Origin of the sequence: Pseudoalteromonas sp. UG3-2, assembly GCF_037120705.1 — a bacterium.
Classification (GTDB): domain Bacteria; phylum Pseudomonadota; class Gammaproteobacteria; order Enterobacterales; family Alteromonadaceae; genus Pseudoalteromonas.
On the sequence record NZ_JAWLJU010000001.1, the window covers coordinates 314,586 to 332,763 of the forward strand.

The 18,178-nt window shown below is 44.6% G+C and carries 15 protein-coding genes; 11 read left to right on the forward strand and 4 right to left on the reverse strand.

Translation table 11 applies throughout. From position 1 onward, the window contains the following. Positions 1-84: 84 nt before the first annotated feature. From R3P39_RS01240 to R3P39_RS01250, 3 genes are all read left to right on the forward strand, one after another. Positions 85-1,167 carry a methyl-accepting chemotaxis protein gene (locus R3P39_RS01240; protein ID WP_336565193.1) on the forward strand — a complete coding sequence of 361 codons (1,083 nt, stop codon included), beginning with the start codon at positions 85-87 and terminating at the stop codon, positions 1,165-1,167. A gap of 218 nt (positions 1,168-1,385) precedes the next feature. Then, positions 1,386-2,216: a class I SAM-dependent methyltransferase gene (locus R3P39_RS01245; RefSeq protein WP_336565194.1), complete on the forward strand. Its 831-nt coding sequence runs from the start codon at positions 1,386-1,388 to the stop codon at positions 2,214-2,216. Between the two features lie 152 nt (positions 2,217-2,368). Beyond that, positions 2,369-3,217 carry an EamA family transporter gene (locus R3P39_RS01250; protein ID WP_336565195.1) on the forward strand — a complete coding sequence of 283 codons (849 nt, stop codon included), beginning with the start codon at positions 2,369-2,371 and terminating at the stop codon, positions 3,215-3,217. A 54-nt stretch (positions 3,218-3,271) separates the two neighbouring features. On the opposite strand, the gene R3P39_RS01255 is transcribed toward R3P39_RS01250, so the two are convergent. Continuing rightward, positions 3,272-5,695, reverse strand: a complete 2,424-nt coding sequence (locus R3P39_RS01255) for a S9 family peptidase (RefSeq protein ID WP_336565196.1) — start codon at positions 5,693-5,695, stop codon at positions 3,272-3,274. Between the two features lie 184 nt (positions 5,696-5,879). Between R3P39_RS01255 and R3P39_RS01260 the strand changes: the two genes are divergently transcribed. The 4 genes from R3P39_RS01260 to R3P39_RS01275 all read left to right on the forward strand — a co-directional run bounded on the left by R3P39_RS01260 (position 5,880) and on the right by R3P39_RS01275 (position 13,422). Then, complete coding sequence (locus R3P39_RS01260; RefSeq protein ID WP_336565197.1) at positions 5,880-6,884, forward strand: LacI family DNA-binding transcriptional regulator; 1,005 nt, start codon at positions 5,880-5,882, stop codon at positions 6,882-6,884. A gap of 310 nt (positions 6,885-7,194) precedes the next feature. After that, positions 7,195-8,421: a threonine/serine ThrE exporter family protein gene (locus R3P39_RS01265; RefSeq protein WP_336565198.1), complete on the forward strand. Its 1,227-nt coding sequence runs from the start codon at positions 7,195-7,197 to the stop codon at positions 8,419-8,421. A 386-nt stretch (positions 8,422-8,807) separates the two neighbouring features. Further along, complete coding sequence (locus tag R3P39_RS01270) at positions 8,808-10,862, forward strand: S9 family peptidase (RefSeq protein WP_336565199.1); 2,055 nt, start codon at positions 8,808-8,810, stop codon at positions 10,860-10,862. Between the two features lie 388 nt (positions 10,863-11,250). After that, positions 11,251-13,422, forward strand: coding sequence for a S9 family peptidase (locus R3P39_RS01275; RefSeq protein ID WP_336565200.1), 2,172 nt, complete (start codon positions 11,251-11,253; stop codon positions 13,420-13,422). 188 nt (positions 13,423-13,610) lie between these two features. Here the strand turns inward: R3P39_RS01275 and R3P39_RS01280 are convergent, their stop codons facing one another. Both R3P39_RS01280 and R3P39_RS01285 read right to left on the reverse strand, forming a co-directional pair. Then, complete coding sequence (locus R3P39_RS01280; RefSeq protein ID WP_336565201.1) at positions 13,611-13,862, reverse strand: TIGR03643 family protein; 252 nt, start codon at positions 13,860-13,862, stop codon at positions 13,611-13,613. A gap of 236 nt (positions 13,863-14,098) precedes the next feature. Beyond that, on the reverse strand, positions 14,099-14,986 hold the full coding sequence (locus R3P39_RS01285; protein WP_336565202.1) for a LysR family transcriptional regulator: 888 nt from the start codon (positions 14,984-14,986) through the stop codon (positions 14,099-14,101). Between the two features lie 107 nt (positions 14,987-15,093). Here R3P39_RS01285 and R3P39_RS01290 point away from each other — a divergent pair, with 107 nt between their 5' ends. The 4 genes from R3P39_RS01290 (at position 15,094) to R3P39_RS01305 (ending at position 17,023) form a co-directional block, all read left to right on the forward strand. After that, the gene (locus R3P39_RS01290) at positions 15,094-15,705 is read left to right on the forward strand and encodes a glutathione S-transferase family protein (protein WP_336565203.1); all 612 of its coding nucleotides are present in this window, start codon (positions 15,094-15,096) and stop codon (positions 15,703-15,705) included. Between the two features lie 8 nt (positions 15,706-15,713). Then, on the forward strand, positions 15,714-16,097 hold the full coding sequence (locus R3P39_RS01295) for a nuclear transport factor 2 family protein (RefSeq protein ID WP_336565204.1): 384 nt from the start codon (positions 15,714-15,716) through the stop codon (positions 16,095-16,097). A 2-nt stretch (positions 16,098-16,099) separates the two neighbouring features. Beyond that, positions 16,100-16,318 carry a tautomerase family protein gene (locus R3P39_RS01300; protein ID WP_336565205.1) on the forward strand — a complete coding sequence of 73 codons (219 nt, stop codon included), beginning with the start codon at positions 16,100-16,102 and terminating at the stop codon, positions 16,316-16,318. A 258-nt stretch (positions 16,319-16,576) separates the two neighbouring features. After that, positions 16,577-17,023 carry an Hsp20 family protein gene (locus tag R3P39_RS01305; protein ID WP_336565206.1) on the forward strand — a complete coding sequence of 149 codons (447 nt, stop codon included), beginning with the start codon at positions 16,577-16,579 and terminating at the stop codon, positions 17,021-17,023. A gap of 80 nt (positions 17,024-17,103) precedes the next feature. Here the strand turns inward: R3P39_RS01305 and R3P39_RS01310 are convergent, their stop codons facing one another. Beyond that, the gene (locus tag R3P39_RS01310) at positions 17,104-18,051 is read right to left on the reverse strand and encodes a tetratricopeptide repeat protein (protein WP_336565207.1); all 948 of its coding nucleotides are present in this window, start codon (positions 18,049-18,051) and stop codon (positions 17,104-17,106) included. Between the last annotated feature and the right edge of the window lie 127 nt (positions 18,052-18,178).

Genomic DNA, 18,178 nt, shown 5'->3' on the forward strand with positions numbered 1-18,178 from the left:
AACTAAAAAGTAATACATTGGTATGGTAGAGGTAATCAAACATTGCTAAGCTTCCGTTAATACCCAGTTAGTAGGAACAATCCGGTGTTTGCAAAACTCTTCTCAAATAATGAATCAGAACAAGCGCTTGTCGCAGCACAACAAGAAATCCTCCAGCTTCGTCAAGACAATGAACAGTTGGCAGCAGAAAACGAAAGCTTAAAGCAACAAGTTATCGAAGCCCAAAGTGAGCTCAACGACAACACCGACAACCAACTCTTGCAGTGTGCCTTAACAGGGCTCAGTCAAATTCAAGGGATCAGAGAAACCGTACTTGCCAGTTTTATGCACATCGAGCAAGAGAGTCAATCCATAGAGCAAGTTAACCAAGCTTTTGATAAATCAGAAAAAGCCCTAAAGAATATTTTAACTGGCATGGATGGGCTCACCAGCAATATGGATAGAATGACAGAGAACATTTCTGGGTTGTCGGAAATGGCAGACAACATCAACACCTTTGTTACTACCATCTCAAAAATTTCTGATCAAACTAACTTGCTGGCTCTAAACGCCGCAATTGAAGCTGCACGAGCTGGTGAAGCCGGACGTGGCTTCTCTGTAGTAGCAGATGAAGTCAGGGCCTTGGCCAATAACACCAATGAATCGGCCAATGAAGTGTCCGATTTGGTGAAAAAAATCATTGATACCACCCACACCACCGTCGGTGCGGTTGAGGAAATTCAAGCTGCAAACATTAATTTGTCAGACAGCATTGGTCATTTAAATGATGAGTATGAAGGGATCACCCGCTCTTGTGATTCGATGAAAAACACCATTTCCAGCTCGACCACGCAAACTTTTGTGCAAACGGTGAAACTTGATCATGTGGTATGGAAAGGCGATGTCTATAACGTCATTATTGGTAATAGCCACAAAAGCATTGATGACTTTGCCGACCACACAATGTGCCGATTGGGGCAGTGGTACGGTCAACAAGGTGCTCAGCAATTTGGTAACCACAATGCCTATAAGCGCCTTGAGTCTCCCCATCGTGAAGTACACCGCGCCGGAGTTGAAGCCATGAAACGCTTTCAGGCTGGTGACACACAAGCTGCAGTCAAGTTACTGAACCAGATGGAACACGCCAGCATGGAAGTAATGGAGCTTCTGGACCAACTAGCACATTAAGCGTTTCGCATGTGAACACCACCCGCTTCTCAATCAACTCGTGTGGGTAAGACAGCATTGTTGCTGTTTCCCACCATCGCAGATGTGCGTTGGTTTATTGCCGGCGCAGTATGTTTAATAGGCTATCGCTGTACGCTAAAAGCAGGTCATGAATAACCAGTGCTACCCTGATCTGTACAGGTTTGCTAAAGTAGCCCTTTTTTAGATTGACGAGCATTATGATTGTAGATAAACAGTGGCGTATTCTTACGGTGGGAGATGGCGACTTAAGCTTTTCACTGTCTTTGGCTAAACACCTTAAACCCGCTTATTTATGTGCCAGTGTCTACGACAGTGAAACCACTCTAAAACAAAAATATCGTCACAACGCCTTCGATGCGCTGCGCGCGCTGAATATTGAGGTACTCACAGGCTTTGATGTCACGCAACCGAGTAGCTGGCAACAATTAGGCACACAGCGCTTTGATGCCGTTATTTTTCAATTCCCATTACTGCCTGGGTTTGCTTCACACGCAGAATTTCAACAGCAAGCATTAACCATTAACACCCTAAACCGTCGCTTATTGCGACTGTTTTTACTGAACTCGACTCACTATGCCCTTGACCCCGATGGCCAGCAGCTGAGCATCATCACTTCTAAAGACGTTAAGCCTTATTTAGAGTGGAATATTGAGGGCAGCTTAACGCAAGACACAACACAACATTACCTGGGTCAATCTGCTTTTGATATTCACCAATTTCCAGAATATAAAATCCGCAATGTTGACCGTGATAAACACGTTAAAGACACCAGTGGAATTAGCTATTATTGGTCGCCGCTGGCTTTGCATCCGCTGCGCCAACAATTACATCAGCCGCCCTACCTAGAAGACGGCTTTTGTACTATTTGCCGTGCCGGGCCATTTCTCACGGATAAAGACCGTGAGGCACATTTTGGCGCTAAAAAACATCGCACAATGGCGGCACACGAACAGGCTTGGCAAGATTACTTGCAAGACAAGTCGCCTTTGTGCTCACGCATCTCAAAGGATAACAAGCTGAAATATTAGCAAACAAAAAGTAAGTAAATTACTAAATAAAGATTAGCTTTAAAAATAAAAGCATAAAATATACAAAATTCATTGAGCCATGTAATGCTCCCTATTAGACTACGGCCATTGATGCTTTTTGCTACCAGTGATTTGGTTTATTTGGGGTGCTGATGCCATTACTTAATCGCGATTTTATCATCGCAATACTTTGCTTATTGTGTGCCATGGTGACGATCCAATCTGGTGCTTCCATTGCAAAACAGCTCTTTCCTTTTGTCGGGCCAGAGGGCACCACGGCCTATCGACTGGGGTTTTCTGCCTTAATACTCTGCTTAGTATTTAAGCCTTGGCGCAAACTACCGAAAAACTGGCGGCCTTTTATTGTCTACGGTTTGTGTTTAGGTGGCATGAATATCACCTTTTATTACGCCATTGCCCGCATTCCCATCGGTATTGGGGTGGCGTTAGAGTTCACCGGCCCTCTGGCTGTAGCGCTCTTTTCATCTAAGCGCAAACGCGACTATTTATGGGTGGCCTTTGCCCTAGCCGGAATTTTGTTACTACTGCCCGACTTAGGTGATGTCAATGGCCTTGATCCGGTGGGTGTCCTGCTAGCGCTCGTCGCTGGGGCATGCTGGGCTGGCTATATTTTATATGGTAAACGTTCTGGTACCGAGGGCTCTGGTGGCACCACGGTGGCCATTGGCATGACGGTGGCAGCCTTGGCGGTAGTGCCATTTGGTGTCGTTTCACAAGGCAGTGCGTTACTGGATTGGTCACTCATTCCTCTGGGCATTGCCATTGGTTTACTTTCCAGTGCCCTGCCCTACAGTTTAGAAATGGTGGCGCTGCGCAAAATGCCGGCTCAGGGGTTTAGTATTTTAATGAGTGTGGAACCTGCCGTAGCGGCGTTGGCGGGTTTTCTTATTTTGGGCGAACTACTGACGCTGTGGCAATGGCTGGCAATTTTAATGGTTATTACCGCCTCAGTGGGCAGCTCAGTGTCTAATAAGGCTTAATAATATAATGCTATAAAGGTTGCCCCAGAGGGCAACCTCTCATGTTACCTTAATTCACCGTTGCTGCTGGCTTTGCTCAAGCGTTGGAGCTACCTCTGGTAATGGTGGCTCTTCAGCTGGTGGAAATAAAAACCGCTCTAACCACTGCTCTTGCTCCCAAAGCACATGCAAAATGCTCTCTCTGGCTTTATAGCTGTGCCCCTCTTGGGGCAGCATAACCAACCTTGCTTCACCGCCCAAACCATTGATGGCTGCAAACATCCGCTTTGACTGCATTGGAAAAGTGCCGGAGTTGGGATCTTCATCACCGTGGATCATCAACATGGGTTCGTTGATTTTCTCGGCATGGAAAAACGGCGACATCTTGGCATAGACATCTTGAGCCTGCCAAAAGTTACGTGACTCTCCTTGAAAACCAAACGGTGTTAATGAGCGATTATAAGCACCACTGCGGGCAATTCCGGTGGCGAACAAGTCACTGTGGGCTAACAAGTTGGCCACCATAAACGCGCCATACGAATGGCCTGCAATAGCAATTCGCTGCGGATCGGCAATGCCTTTTTCTACCAAGGTATCCACCGCCGCTTTAGCACTGGCCACTAATTGCGCTCTAAAGTTATCGTTAGGCTCTTCATTGCCCTCACCGACAATGGGCATGGTTGGGTTGTCAAAAATAGCAATGCCTTTGGCCAAGTATGGCATTGGCCCCCAGTAACCAATGTAGGGAAATTGATAAGGCGACTCACGCACTTGCGAAGCCACAGCTTTATCTTTGTACTCTAGAGGATAGGCCCACATCAGCACTGGTATGCGCCCTTTAGTGGGGTCATAATCGGTGGGCAAATAGAGGTTGCCGCTGAGCTCAACTCCATCTTCTCTTTGGTATTTGATCTGCTCTTTCACCACGCCCTTAAAAGCCGGGTAAGGATGTGCAAAGCGCGTTAACTGTTCTATGGTGTTAAACTGCTGATCACGAACAAAAAAGTTTGGTTGCTCTTGTCGCGACTCGCGCACCGTAATAAAGCGCATGCCTTCGTCGTCAAGCATCGCGCGAACACGCTCGTAATAAGGCGCCTCAGACTGCCAAAGGCGCGTGGTGGTATTGGTTTTTATGTCGTAACGGGACAAAAATGGCACATTGCCATTCTCTGAAGCGCCATCACCTGTCAAAAATAAATAGCGCCCGCCAACTAACTTTAACACCCTTGTGCCTAGGTCACTGTTTTCAAATACAAAGCGGCCAGGATCTTGGTAGGCGTCATTGTAACTGCGCTGTGAAAACACCACCCGATTGCGCTGCGGGCTTAACGGCGAAAACACCGATGTCCGTACACTACGGTCGCTAAAACGCCACTCTTTGAGCAGTGCCACGCTGTTATTAGCCCAATAAATACTGGAAAAGCGATGTTCAACCTTGGCAAAAAGCTTAGGCGCTTTTTTAAAGGGCGCACTGATACTATAGAGATAATCATGATGCTCTACTGTGGCTGACATATCACCGCCGTCTTGGGCTTCGGCCCAGATCAGAGTAGCGCCTTCATCCGCACGCCAGTGAATTTTGCGCGGCCCTGTGATCACACTGTCAAATCCTGCTGGTAATGAGTCGGCGAGCGGCTGTCTGGCCACTTCATACAATGGGAAGCCGCGCATGCCCCACACTTGCCAAACCGCAGGGAAGCGGCTGTAAGGCACCAGATAAGAAAACGGCTCGTCCATCATGCTTACCAGCAAGTTGGTGGAATCCGGTGAAACCGAAAAATGTTTTAGGTAAGTGGGGTTACCAATTTGCTGAGCATTGGCATTGAGGTTGAGCTTTATCAGCTGCCCTTGGGCATAAAACTTAAATAGTTTGATATCGAATGGATCTTGCAGCAAGTTTTGATACGTTCGAGTCGCGCCTTTTTTCCCCGCAGTGGTTTGGATCACCGGAGTCAATGCCGCCTTGGTTTTGGCTTCTGGCTGCTTGCCGTGATTAAAAGCAATATTCACAATCAACGCGCTGCTATCGGGTAACCACTGATAAGGCGTACTGGTCACCACGCCATTAAGGGTTGACTGCGTCAGCTGAGTTAATTTGCGTTTTTCAATGTCGTAAGCCCACAAGGTGGATTGCGTTGACTGCTCTAGAATAAACGCCAGGTAGCGACTGTCTGGGCTCCAATGTGGTGCGCGGATTTTTCCCTGGGGTAAGCCCGATACCTTAATCAAGGCGCCAGTGTCCACGTGCTTAAACTCAATGCCACTGTATTGTTGGCCGTTGCTACGCATAAAGGTATTGGGGTTAAACTTAATGCCAGCCAAAGCCTGCTCAGGTTGATCAAGCTCAGCCAAGCTGACAACTCTCTTGCGCTCTAACAATGCCAACCATTTACCGTTAGCGCTTAAGCGGCTCGCCGGGATCAGTGGCGCATCGACCAATTTAGCCAACTCAGCGGAGGGCGTTTGATACCCCTGAGTTTGTGCCAATACTGAGCTCATTGTTGACGTTATCAGAACGAGAAAAGCGAATAATTTTATGACGTTCACAGTGCTTACCTTAGTTCGACATTCAATCTGTGATGATATCTTGATTTTTACTCTATGTGCAGGGGTTTACGATTTATTGCCAAGAAAAGTTGCGGTACACTGAGCAATCCCATAAGCCATATCAGTCTTTATCACGATGAACAGCGATAAAAAGCCCGCTAAAGTAACTATTTTTGATGTTGCCGCCGAAGCGCAAGTGTCAAAGTCCACCGTGTCGTTAGTGCTCACCAACAGCGACAAAGTGAGCGACGTTCGTAAACAGCGGGTATTAGCTGCTATGGATAAACTTGGATATATCTACAATCGTGGGGCTGCGGCTTTACGGAGTAAGCGCTCAAATTTAGTCGCCGTGGTGATCAATGACCTTACCAACCCTTACTCGGCCCAATTGGCCGTGGGACTAGAAAAACACATTTACAGCCTGGGTTTGGTGCCCATGTTAGTGAACAGTGGCGAGTGTGTTCAACGCCAACAAGACTTAATTAAGACGCTGAAAGAATACAATGTCCGCGCTTATATTATGGTGCCAGCGCCCAACACCACTCGCGAGAGCCTAGATCAATTAATTGCAGAGGGCACTCCGGTTATTACTATGATGCGCGAAGTCGCCTTTGCCAGCGCGCCATGTGTATTACCCGACAATCAAAGAGGCTGTCACCTGGCAACCAACTACTTAATTGAGCAAGGCCACACGCAATTGGCTTTTATTGGTGGCAATGATGGTATTTCTGATTTTGCCGAGCGCCTTAACGGCTTTAAAACCGCACTGGCGGCACACCAGCTCAGCGAGGCCCCAGTGATACCCAGCCCCACCACCCGAGCAGGTGGACGAGACGCTTTCCACACTTTGCACGGCAGCCATCAAATCAGCGCCATTGTTTGCTTTAACGACGTGGTAGCTTATGGTGTGATTGAAGCCATGACCAGCGTCGGGATCATACCCGGTAAAGACATCAAGGTGGTGGGCTTTGACGACCTCGATGATTCGCAAATGATGCAGCCGGCACTGACAACGGTTCGCGTTGCGGCCGAGGACATTGGCAAACGGGTATGTGATGCCTTGGCTGATATGCTCAATGGCACGCCACCTGCAGCCAGAACGCTGGTGGGTGTCTCGTTAAAAATCAGAGACTCAGCCTAGTTTAGCGCGCTTTTTATCGCTTACATGTCTTGCCATTTAATCTAGCGCAAAAAAAGCCCCAATTGCTGACAAAAGTAATAGACATCGGCAGCAAACTGGATAGAATTCGCGTCAGTGCTGAGGCTGCTTTATTTTCCAACAACCCCACCTCAGCAAAACACTTCTACGCTTGATAATTTACCACTTTCCTTAGTAAAAACATTTATATGTTCCATACTGGGGAGGTGTTATGGTGAGTGTGTAATTGCAAATTAATATTGAGTCATAGGGTGCTTTGGCTCAGTGCAAACAAAATTAAGGCTTAGGTTCGTTGAATAACGCCACTTTTACAGAAAAACGTCGCTTCTTAGTGAAGCTTGGCAAAATGTTGCATAAATACGGTACTCCAGCATACCGCTTAGAGGCGCACTTAATGGAAGTCGCCACTCGGCTCGGGTTGAAGTCGTCTTTTGTCATGTCACCTACGTCCGTGACTTTTGTTATATGGACAGAAGGCCATGAAGACGAATACACCCATGTTGCTCGAGTCGACCCTGGCGATCATGATTTAGGTTCGCTCTCAGATACGGACGATGTCGCCACAAAAGTGCTTTCTGGTGAAATGTCGTTGTTTGATGCCGAGCAGCGTTTGGACGAGATCCTCAATGCCAAAGCGCCCTACAATCGAGTATTAACTGGCGTTGCCTTTGCCACCTCAGGTGGTGCTTTTGCCATGCTTATGGGCACCAGCTGGAACGATGTGCTTTGGTCGGGTCTGTTGTCGTTGATGGTTTATCTGTTTGTGCTTTGGGCGGGTTACTCTAAGCGTGTCACGCACATGTTAGAGCCTTTAGTTGCCATTGTGTCTGCCGTTGCAGCTTGTGCCATATCGGCTTACATTGACCCACAGATAAATATTCGTCTAGTGGTGCTTTCAGCGATTATTGTGTTTATTCCAGGTCTTGCTTTAGCGCTGGGCTTTGCTGAGCTTTCAGCTCGGCATTTAGTGTCTGGCACCGCTCGGGTGATGGACTCAATCATGCTACTGTTTAAGCTGTATTTTGGTGCGTTTTTAGGGATCAGTTTAGGTTTTGGCTTGTTTGGTCAGGTCGACTTTGTTCAGCCTTTGCCACTCCCCCGCTGGACCGCGTGGCTTGCCGTGCTGCTTTTATGTACCAGCCTAGTGGTGATGTTTCGCACTAAGCTTAAACATGCCAGCTGGTCGATTGCTTCTGGGTTTATTGCTTACGCCGCCAGCATCAGTGCTGCTGTGTACTTTGATTACGCCCTAGGCACCTTCGTTGGCGCTTTTGCTGTGGGGGTATTTAGCAATATCTTTAACCGTGTGGTGAATGCACCGGCCTCCATCGTGGCGATGCAGGGCTTAATCGTCTTGGTTCCCGGGTCAAAAACTTACATTGGTCTTAACTCGCTTATTGAAGGGCAAAGCTTTGTCTATGCCGATCATATCGGCCAGCAAACCTTTTTGATTTTCATGTCGCTCATCGCAGGACTCATCTTTGCTAATGTGGTGCTACCACCGAAAAAGAGCTTATAGTACCATTCTGACTTAATACTTGCTCAATTTGAGAGATTAAATCTGACGCTAGCTGCGTTAAAAATTTCTTATTTAGAACAAATAAATAGCAAAATTTTTGCCTTGCCTACACGGATGTAGGTACCTTGGCGGTAGCAGGACGCGAGAGCGGTGCTATCGACAAGATTTTCTCGCCTCAAAGTAGACCACTCAACTAAGCAAAATGGTAACCTTTGCGCCTCAGGCGGGCACAGTGCCGCCTGAGGCGAGCTCTCGCCTGCCACTGACCCCACTTAATGCTCGCTTAATCGCAAACATTGGTTTTTACAGCGTTGCCAAGTAGAATACCTTGAAGCTTCATCTTGAAGTTCCCTATAACAACAAGTGAATGAAATTTAGGACAAATAATGAAACTACTTAAGTCTGCATTGGCACTGGCGATGGGCCTAAGCTGCACGGCATACGCCAGCAGTGATACCATCACAGTTGAAGATATTCCAAAAATTCAATCGGTTAGCTCAACCGCGATCAGCCCAGATGGGGAAATGGTGGCATTCACCCGAGCAGTCCCTCGTGAGCTGTATGTGGATAAAAATGGCTCCCATTACCGTGAACTCTATGTGGTTGATGACGATGGCGTTGAACGCCCGTTTATTACCGGTAAAGTTAGCATTTCAAGTATTTCTTGGTCTGCTGATGGTCAGTTTATTTACTTCTTAACGAAGAAAAAAGACGACAAACAGCGCGCTTTATATCGCATCGCCGTCAATGGTGGTGAGGCGCAAAAAGTCATGTCGCTAAAAGGCACCAATATTTCATCTTACCGCTTGAGCCCAGATGGTAAAAAAGTGGCCATTTTAGCCATGCCAGCGGCGGACAAGTCTGAAAAAGAGCTGAAAAAGCTTGGCTTCATGGCTGAAGTGTATGAAATGGGTCTGAAAAACAAGCAACTTCACATTGTTGATTTAGCCCAAGCTGGCAAGCCACTGTCGCCTGACGCGCTTAACATTGAAGGTTACGTCAGCGATATTAACTGGGCTGATGACGCTTCTAAGTTATTAGTGAAAACGCAACCTACTGCACTTATCGACGATAAGTACATGAAATCGCAATGGCATGTGCTTGATGCAAACAGCCAAAAAGTCACTATGTCGTTCAAAACCGAAGGTAAACTAGGTGCGGCTGAGTTTTCTCATGATGGCAAATACATCGCTATCTTAGGTGCTGAAGACAAACACGACCCGGCAACGGGCCGCTTATATCTAGCGGATGCACAAAGTGGCGAAATTAAAGAGTGGATCCCGAACTTTATGGGTCACATTGGCGACTTTGAGTGGTCTAACCGCAAAAACCAGCTTACCTTTGTTGCCAATGTTGGCGTGGAAAGCTTTGTTGGCCAAATCAAGGTTGGCTCGAACGACTACAAGAAGTTGATCAAAGAAGGCAAGTTTATTGCGTCAAACCTGTCTATTTCGGATTCTGACAAAACCATTGCTCTGCGCGCCAACACCGCTAAGCACCCTAACGAAGTGTTTATGGTTCGTGGTAAAAAGGCCACTCGCCTATCAAACTCTAACCCTTGGCTAGATGGCAAACGCTTTGCTAAACAAGAGTCAATTACTCTAAAAGCCCGCGATGGCGTTGAAATTGGTGGCGTACTTATCTACCCATTGGATTACCAAGAAGGTCAACGTTACCCATTGATCATGGCGGTACACGGCGGACCAGAAAGCCATGATAAAAACGGCTGGTTAACTAGCTACTCAGATCCAGGTCAAATGGGTGCTGCTCGAGGCTATGCGGTATTTTATCCTAACTACCGTGGCTCAACAGGTAAAGGCGTTGATTACTCTAAGCTTGGCCAAGGTGACTATGCCGGCAAAGAGTTTGACGACCTAGTGGATATGAAAACACACCTAGTTGAGATGGGACTGGTTGATAGCAAGCGCGTTGGTATCACAGGTGGCTCGTATGGTGGTTATGCTTCCGCTTGGGGTGCCACTAAACTAACGGAACATTTTGCTGCCAGCGTAATGTTTGTTGGTATTGCTAACCAGCTATCTAAATTTGGTACCACAGACATCTCTAACGAAATGCACTTAGTGCATGCGCGTTCATACCCTTGGGATAAGTGGCAATGGTACCTAGAGCGCAGCCCAATTTACTGGGCGGATCAATCTGAAACGCCGCTGCTTATTATGCATGGTAAAGAAGATCCCCGTGTACACCCTGCGCAATCTATGGAGCTTTACCGCTATATGAAGGTGCAAGGCAAAGATGTACGTTTGGTCTACTACCCTGGCGAAGGTCATGGTAACCGCAAAGTAGCTGCTCAGTATGACTACAGCTTACGCCTAATGCGTTGGATGGATAACTACCTAATTGATGGCAACAAAGAGATGCCGGATTATAAAATCGATCACGCTGCTAAACTAAAAGCGGTGAAAGAAGCGAATAAGTAAGCTATTACGTATAGCTATTGCTAATTAAATATAGGTTATTTATATTACCTATTATAGGTAGGCCGAGCGGTTGCTCGGCCTTTCTTTTGCGTATTACTTTTTATGTGCAATTCACAGCATCGATGCACACTATTAAATTATCTACAATGCAGAGATGCAATGACAATGACACAATAAGTTTGCTATGTGCCTGATTAGATGAAATAAACGCTAATAATATTAACGTCATGTATAAACTTGCATTGCAAACGTATTAAGTCAAAATAATACTATACTATTTCGCTTGGTCTGCTGCTTAATTGGATAAAGCAGGGGTCTGAGTGAACATCTTTATGCGCTCTGCGCTATATTATTCACAACACAAAAAATCAACAGAAAAGGACCAGCTATGAAACGGCTCTTCACTTATACCGCCGCTGCCATTGCTATATCATCACTTACTGCGTGTACTAGTAATGATAATAAAAACAGTCAATTAGAGACTACTCAGCCAGAAAATAACATCACAGCTCCAATCGCAAAAAAAATCCCTCATAAAATGTCTATTCATGGTGATACTCGGATAGACCATTATTACTGGATGCGCGATGACCAACGCAAAGATCCAGAAATATTAGCACATTTAGAAGCTGAAAATGCCTATACCAAAGCCAGTTTACGTCACACTGAAGCGTTACAGGAAAAGCTTTATAAAGAGCTAAAATCGCGGATCAAGAAAGACGATAATTCTGTACCAGTAAAAAATGGCAAGTTCTATTACTCATCGGAAATGCGCGGCAATAATGAGTACCCAATTTATGTTCGCAGTAGCGATTTTTCTGGTACCGACAAAGAGGTTATTTTAAACGTAAATGAATTAGCAAAAGGGCACAGCTATTTCAGCGCAGCAGGGCTAGCAACGAGTCCGAACAATAAGTTACTTGCTTATGGTGAAGACACCGTTAGTCGCAGAGTATATACGATTAAAATCAAGGATTTAAGTACAGGAAAGTGGCTTGAAGATGAAATTAATGGCGCGCAACCTAAAGTGGTTTGGGCTGCAGACAATCTGCACTTTTATTACATTAAAAAACACCCTGAAACACTTTTAGGCTATCAAGTCTACCGTCATAAACTAGGTACTGAACAAGAACAGGATCAGCTGGTTTATGAAGAAAAAGATAACACTTACTACACTTCTATCAGCAAATCTAAAGACGGCTCGTCTATTTTTATTCATCATTCAAGTACAGAATCTTCAGGAGTGAGCCTAATTGATGCGTATGATAGTAATGCTCAAGCACAGCGTTTTATCCCCCGTGAAGAAGGCTTAGAGTACCGCATTGCAAAGCACAAAGACGCCTATTATATCCTGACCAATTTGAACGCAATCAACTTTAGATTGATGAAAGTCAACGCGGATAGTCTAGGGGATAAAAGTAAATGGCAAGAAGTTATTGCTCACCGCCCTGAAGTCAAATTAGAGGACATTGAACTTTTCAACGAACACTTGGTATACCAAGAGCGTGAAATGGGACAAGTCCGTTTGACTATTCGCTCTTTGCTGGATGGCAGCGAGCAAACCTTGAAATTTAATGACGATGTATTCCTGGCAAATATGTATGGCAATAATGAGCTGGACAACGAAGCGGTGCGCGTTTTCTATACCAGTTTGACCACACCGGCAACCCATTATGATTTCGATTTAACTACTGCTAAAGCAAAACAGCTAAAACAAACCGAAGTGTTAGGCGACTTCGATGTCGATAATTATGCATCTAAGAGGATTTTCATTCCGGCTCGCGATGGCGCGCAAGTACCAGTAAGCTTAGTCTATCGCAAGGATATGTTTAATAAAGATGGTAGCAACCCGCTTTACTTGTGGGGCTATGGCTCTTATGGAGCGACCATAGATCCTAACTTTTCTAGTACTCGATTAAGCCTGCTAGATCGTGGTTTTGTTGTTGCACTTGCTCATATTCGAGGCTCTCAAATGCTTGGCAGGCCTTGGTATGAAGATGGTAAAAAGCTGGCAAAGAAAAATACCTTTAACGATTTCATAGACGTTACAAAATCTTTAGTGGACTTAGGCTATGCTGATAAAGAACGTGTCTACGCTGTCGGCGGCAGTGCCGGGGGCCTATTAATGGGCGCGATAGTCAATCAAGCACCACAATTGTATGATGGAGTCGCAGCACATGTTCCTTTTGTAGATGTTGTTACCACAATGCTTGATGAAAGCATTCCACTAACGACCGGGGAGTATGATGAATGGGGTAACCCTAATGAAGAGAAATACTATCGCTATATGCTTAGCTATTCACCCTATGATCAAGTGAAGCAGCAAGACTACCCTAACATGCTGGTAACGACAGGCCTTCATGACTCACAGGTACAGTATTTTGAGCCAGCGAAATGGGTTGCCAAACTGCGTGAGTTAAAAACTGATGACAATAAGCTGCTGTTTAAGGTGGACATGACAGCCGGCCACGGTGGTGCGTCTGGACGCTTCAAACGCCTCCACGACAAAGCACTGGAGTATGCGTTTTTCCTAGATTTGGCAGGGAAAAATAAACTCTAAGTAACTCGTTTTGCGTAATCAGTAAAATGTTAAAGATGAGAAAAAGTTTGATAGCGTGAATAATTGGGCTTGTTTTTTAGAGCCCAGTGTTTTCATTATCAACACATAAAAGCTGTTCCTCATCTGCCCATTACCAATTGGGTTGACTACAGAAGGGCTAGTAGATCGAGCCCTTTACAGTCTAACCTTCACCTATGTTTATACTGGGTCGGGCAGTAACCGCGTTCAATTTCTTTCGGTCTTAGTTTTTTATGTTTTGTGTTGCGTCCACTTACGCGCTGTCTCCATAGCTTAAAGCTACTTGGTTTCAATGACTTTCGCATAAATTTAATGACTTCAGACTCGGATAATGAAAATTGTTGCTTGATGGCTTCGAAGGGAGTTCTGTCTTCCCAAGCCATTTCTATGATCCTAGAAGCATCTTCTTCGCTAAATTTCATACATCTCATCAACTTGTTTAAGAGGTCAGTTATACGGTTCAATTAAACAATCTGATTAACGTATTGCTCTTCCTTTTCATTTTCTTCTAATAATGTCATTTCGCTAATTAAGGAGTCTGTTTGAGGCAAGAAAATATTTAACCTAGTGAGCGGCAAATATACTCCCTCAAAGTGAGCAAGTATTAACTCAAATGACATCACCATAGCGAATACGACACCCACAGCTCAACTTAATGTTACTTACTGGCAAACCATTGGCGTAAAAACTCTATACACTGCATAACTGCATTTGGAACATGATGTCGTGCTGGGTATAAAGCGTAAAGGGTGAGTTTTGGTTTCTTGCTGTGCGCTAAAATACTAACAACCTCTTGATTGTCAATCGCTTCTCGACAAGCAAATTCGGGCAACATGCCAATTCCGTGTCCAAGTTTGATAGCCTGTAGCATAAATAAAACATTATTTGCTTTTAAAGTGCCTTTAATACGCACGCCATTGTCTAGCGGCCAGACGTTCTTTCGCTTAGCGTAACTATATTCAAAGCAGTTATGGTAGCTTAAGTCTTGCGGTATTTTTATTTTGGGATTGTTGTCTAGGTAAGATTGAGATACACAAATATGATAATCAAATTGAGCGATTTGTTTACCAATATAATTGCTGTCAAATGGTTGACTTGACGCACGAAATCCTAAATCAAAGCCTTGTTTGACTAGGTCTATGTCTTCATCACCTAAATGCACTTCAAGCTCTATTTCAGGATAGGCTTGCATAAAATCTGCAAACATGAGCGCCAAATCAGTCAAGCCTAGTACCATAGGGACGTTAACTTTTAACTTGCCTTTCGCCCGCTGCCCTGATTCTAAAACACAGTGCTCGGCCTCATCTAGCGAGTTGAGGATATTCTTCGCTCGCTGTAAATATTCTTCACCAGTGTAGGTTAGCTGCAAATTGCGAGTGGTGCGATGTAATAGCCTGCCCCCTAATGCTAACTCTAATTTACTGATCTCTTTACTAATTACCGATTTAGAGGTGTTAAAGTGTTGAGCCGCTTGGGTAAAGCTTCCTAGGTTCGCCACACTTACGAACATCTCCATCGCTCGGAGTTTATTCAACTTTTCAGCCACTATTGTTTCCCTAGAGGGAACACAGGGTTCTAATTGTAGCTATATATGAAACTTAAACAAGCTTTTACACTGACCTTGTCAATGCAAAACAATTAAGGAGATACCCTTTGTACACTTTATATTATTTACCTGGCGCTTGCGCTTTAGCAACACAAGTAGTACTACGAGAACTCAATCAAACATTTGAACTTATCGACAAGCGAACCGTTAAAGACTTTCAAAGCCTCAACCCAACTGCCACGATACCGGTTTTAGTTGATGGCCAACAAGTTCTGGTTGAAGGCGCAGCTATCATGCTTTACCTACTAGACAAACACGAAAATACGTTATTACCAGCCAACGCACCACGCGCTAGGCAGCAAGCAATAGAGAATATTATGTTTGCAAACGCTACCATGCATCCAGCTTACAACCGACTGTTCTTTGCAGCGGATAAATTTAATACTGAAAAGGAGCGCCAGCAATATTGGGAGCATTCTGCTCGTGCTATTAATGAACTCTGGCAAGTTGTCGCGCTAAAGTTGCAGTCGCAACCTTATTTAGGAGGAGAGCAAATCTCCGCTGCGGATATTCTATTAGCCGTTTATGCTCAGTGGGGCAATTACTTTCCTGTCGATATAGTGATACCAGATAGCGTAAACAAAATGATATCCAGTGTCAGCGAATTAGCCAGTTTTAAGTTATCTGTCGCCGCTGAATTAGAAAATGCTAAAAGTTAGAGTGTGTTATGACTCAAAGTTACCACGAAATGATAGAAATAGACCAAGTAAAGGCAACAGTTAAACAATACTTTACCGGCTTACATTACGGAGATACGACAAAATTAAAAGCAATTTTTCATCATGACACTCAACTCAAGGCACCTAATTTGAGAAGAAACATGTCGCAATGGCTAGCCCTAGTCGACACAAGGGTTTCTCCATACAGTAAAGGCAAGCCGTTTGCCTATCGCGTTTTGTCGATTGATATCGTACACCACCAGGCCATGGTGAAAGTATACTGTCCACTATTTGAACATCACTATATCGACTTTCTTGGCCTTTTAAAGGAAGACGGTAAGTGGAAAATTGTCAGCAAGATGTATGACGACATCGCTATAAAAGGAGTATAACAGTGCCCATTATTACCGTTAAAGTGACCAAAGAAGGGGTCACAACCGAACATAAAAGAGAGATAATTCATGGTGCTACACAGCTAATGGTGGATATACTGAATAAACCACCTGAAGCAACTTTTATTGTCATTGAGGAGGTGGATACCGATAATTGGGGCATAGGATATGAGCAAGTTACACAGCTCAGAAAAGCACAAAGTAACCTAGACTGCCAGTAGTGTATAAGCACTATCGCCAAACAAGTCAGCTCTGACTTGTTTGCCCTCAACCAAATAAAAGTAACTATATATCATCAACTTATAAAAAATTACTTTTTTTATAATTAAAAAGCTTGAAAACTATTTACCAGACCACACTTATTATTGTGAGGACGCCGTAAGGGTCCCAAACAATATAACTTAATGTTTTAAAAGCTATTTATTGGGTTCTATAGAAGCAATGAATAGTTCAATTATCGCTTTATGAGGATACAAATTATGCGTACAGTAGATTTATCACCACTATATCGTTCTTTCATCGGCTTTGACCACCTTGCTCAATTAATGGATGCGGCATCACGCAATGAAAAGCAACCAAGCTTTCCGCCCTATAACATTGAGGCAACCGGTGACGATACCTACCAAATCACCATGGCTGTTGCCGGATTCACTGAGCAAGAGCTAAGCCTAGAGTCAGAGAATAATACCTTGACTGTGAAGGGCGAAAAACAAAATAAAGAAGACAAGCCAGAACGTAAGTTTATTCACCAAGGCATTGCTGAGCGTAACTTTGAGCGCAAGTTCCAACTTGGTGATCACGTAAAAGTTATCGGTGCTGAGCTTGAAAATGGCTTGCTAATTATTGACTTAGAACGTGAAATTCCTGAAGCGTTAAAGCCAAGAAAAATTGAAATTGGTAAAGGCAACTTAATCGAAAATAAATAGCTAACCCTTCTCCCTGATTTTTGATGTTATGTTTTGGTCGCCCTTTTTGGGCGACTTTTTGTTTTTCAGCCACTTTTTTCCTAGGTCATGGCAAAACATCGTGCTAATTCATTAAACCAAGGTGCTGGTGGTTGTGTAATCGGCGTTGATGGTGTCGGTGCCTGCAGCTCAATGTTCAGCTTGGGGGCTAAATAGCGTGCCACCAATTGTTTTAGCTTTACACTATCGAGTTGATGATAGGCCTCTACGAGCTTCGTTCGTTTGCTGCTACTGATGAATTTACCTTGGTTATGCCAATCTGCCGCTTTTAACCATTGCATTAGGGCCTTTTTTGCCTGATCAGGGTGATGTCTGACATAGGTTTCAATGGGCCCCAGTAAGCGCTGAAAGTTAACCAAGTCGCCGTTAATGGCAAAAATCAGCAGCAAATTCGTTCCTGCGGTAATATTACCAGAGCGCTTATCCGTCTGTTGAAAACCGCCTAAGGCCTGACGGTAAAACTGTTCAGCGCCCTTCAAATCACCTAAATCCAGTTGCAGACTACCTAAATTGTTATAAATAGCAGCCAATGCCCGTTGATTATCATAGTACTTGGCTATTCGCTCTGCTTCTTTATAAAAGGCTCGGGCTTGCGGGTATTGTCCTTGATGCCTCGCCAACACCGCGCGATTAATCAATAATCCCACTCGCTCACTTTCTTTTGCGGTAAAGTTCAACGCACATTGATAACTTTGCTGTGCCTGCGGCCAGTATCCCATTTTTCTCAATAAAATACCGCTGAGTCTAAACGCTTCACGCACTTCTTGCTTAAACACAGTTTGCTCACCCAGGGCAAACAATTGTGTAATAAGTTTTAGGCCCTGATGGTTATGATTGGTGGCGATAGCGGCTCGCATTTTAGTGATGTGCCATTGCAACTGCAATGAAGGGTCTAGAGTAGAAATATCATGGGGCTGAAACAACAACTGATAAGAGTGGTCTGGCTTAACAATAAGGTAATCTTGCGCCTCTTTTAAGAGCTTAGCCAAAGAGGTTGCCTCGCCAGTCAATGCCTTAGCCGGTATTAAAAATACAATCCACAACAGACACACGACCCTTTTGATGGCAGTCAAAATGCATACTCCCACTCAATCACAGCACTGAGTTTTATTGCAA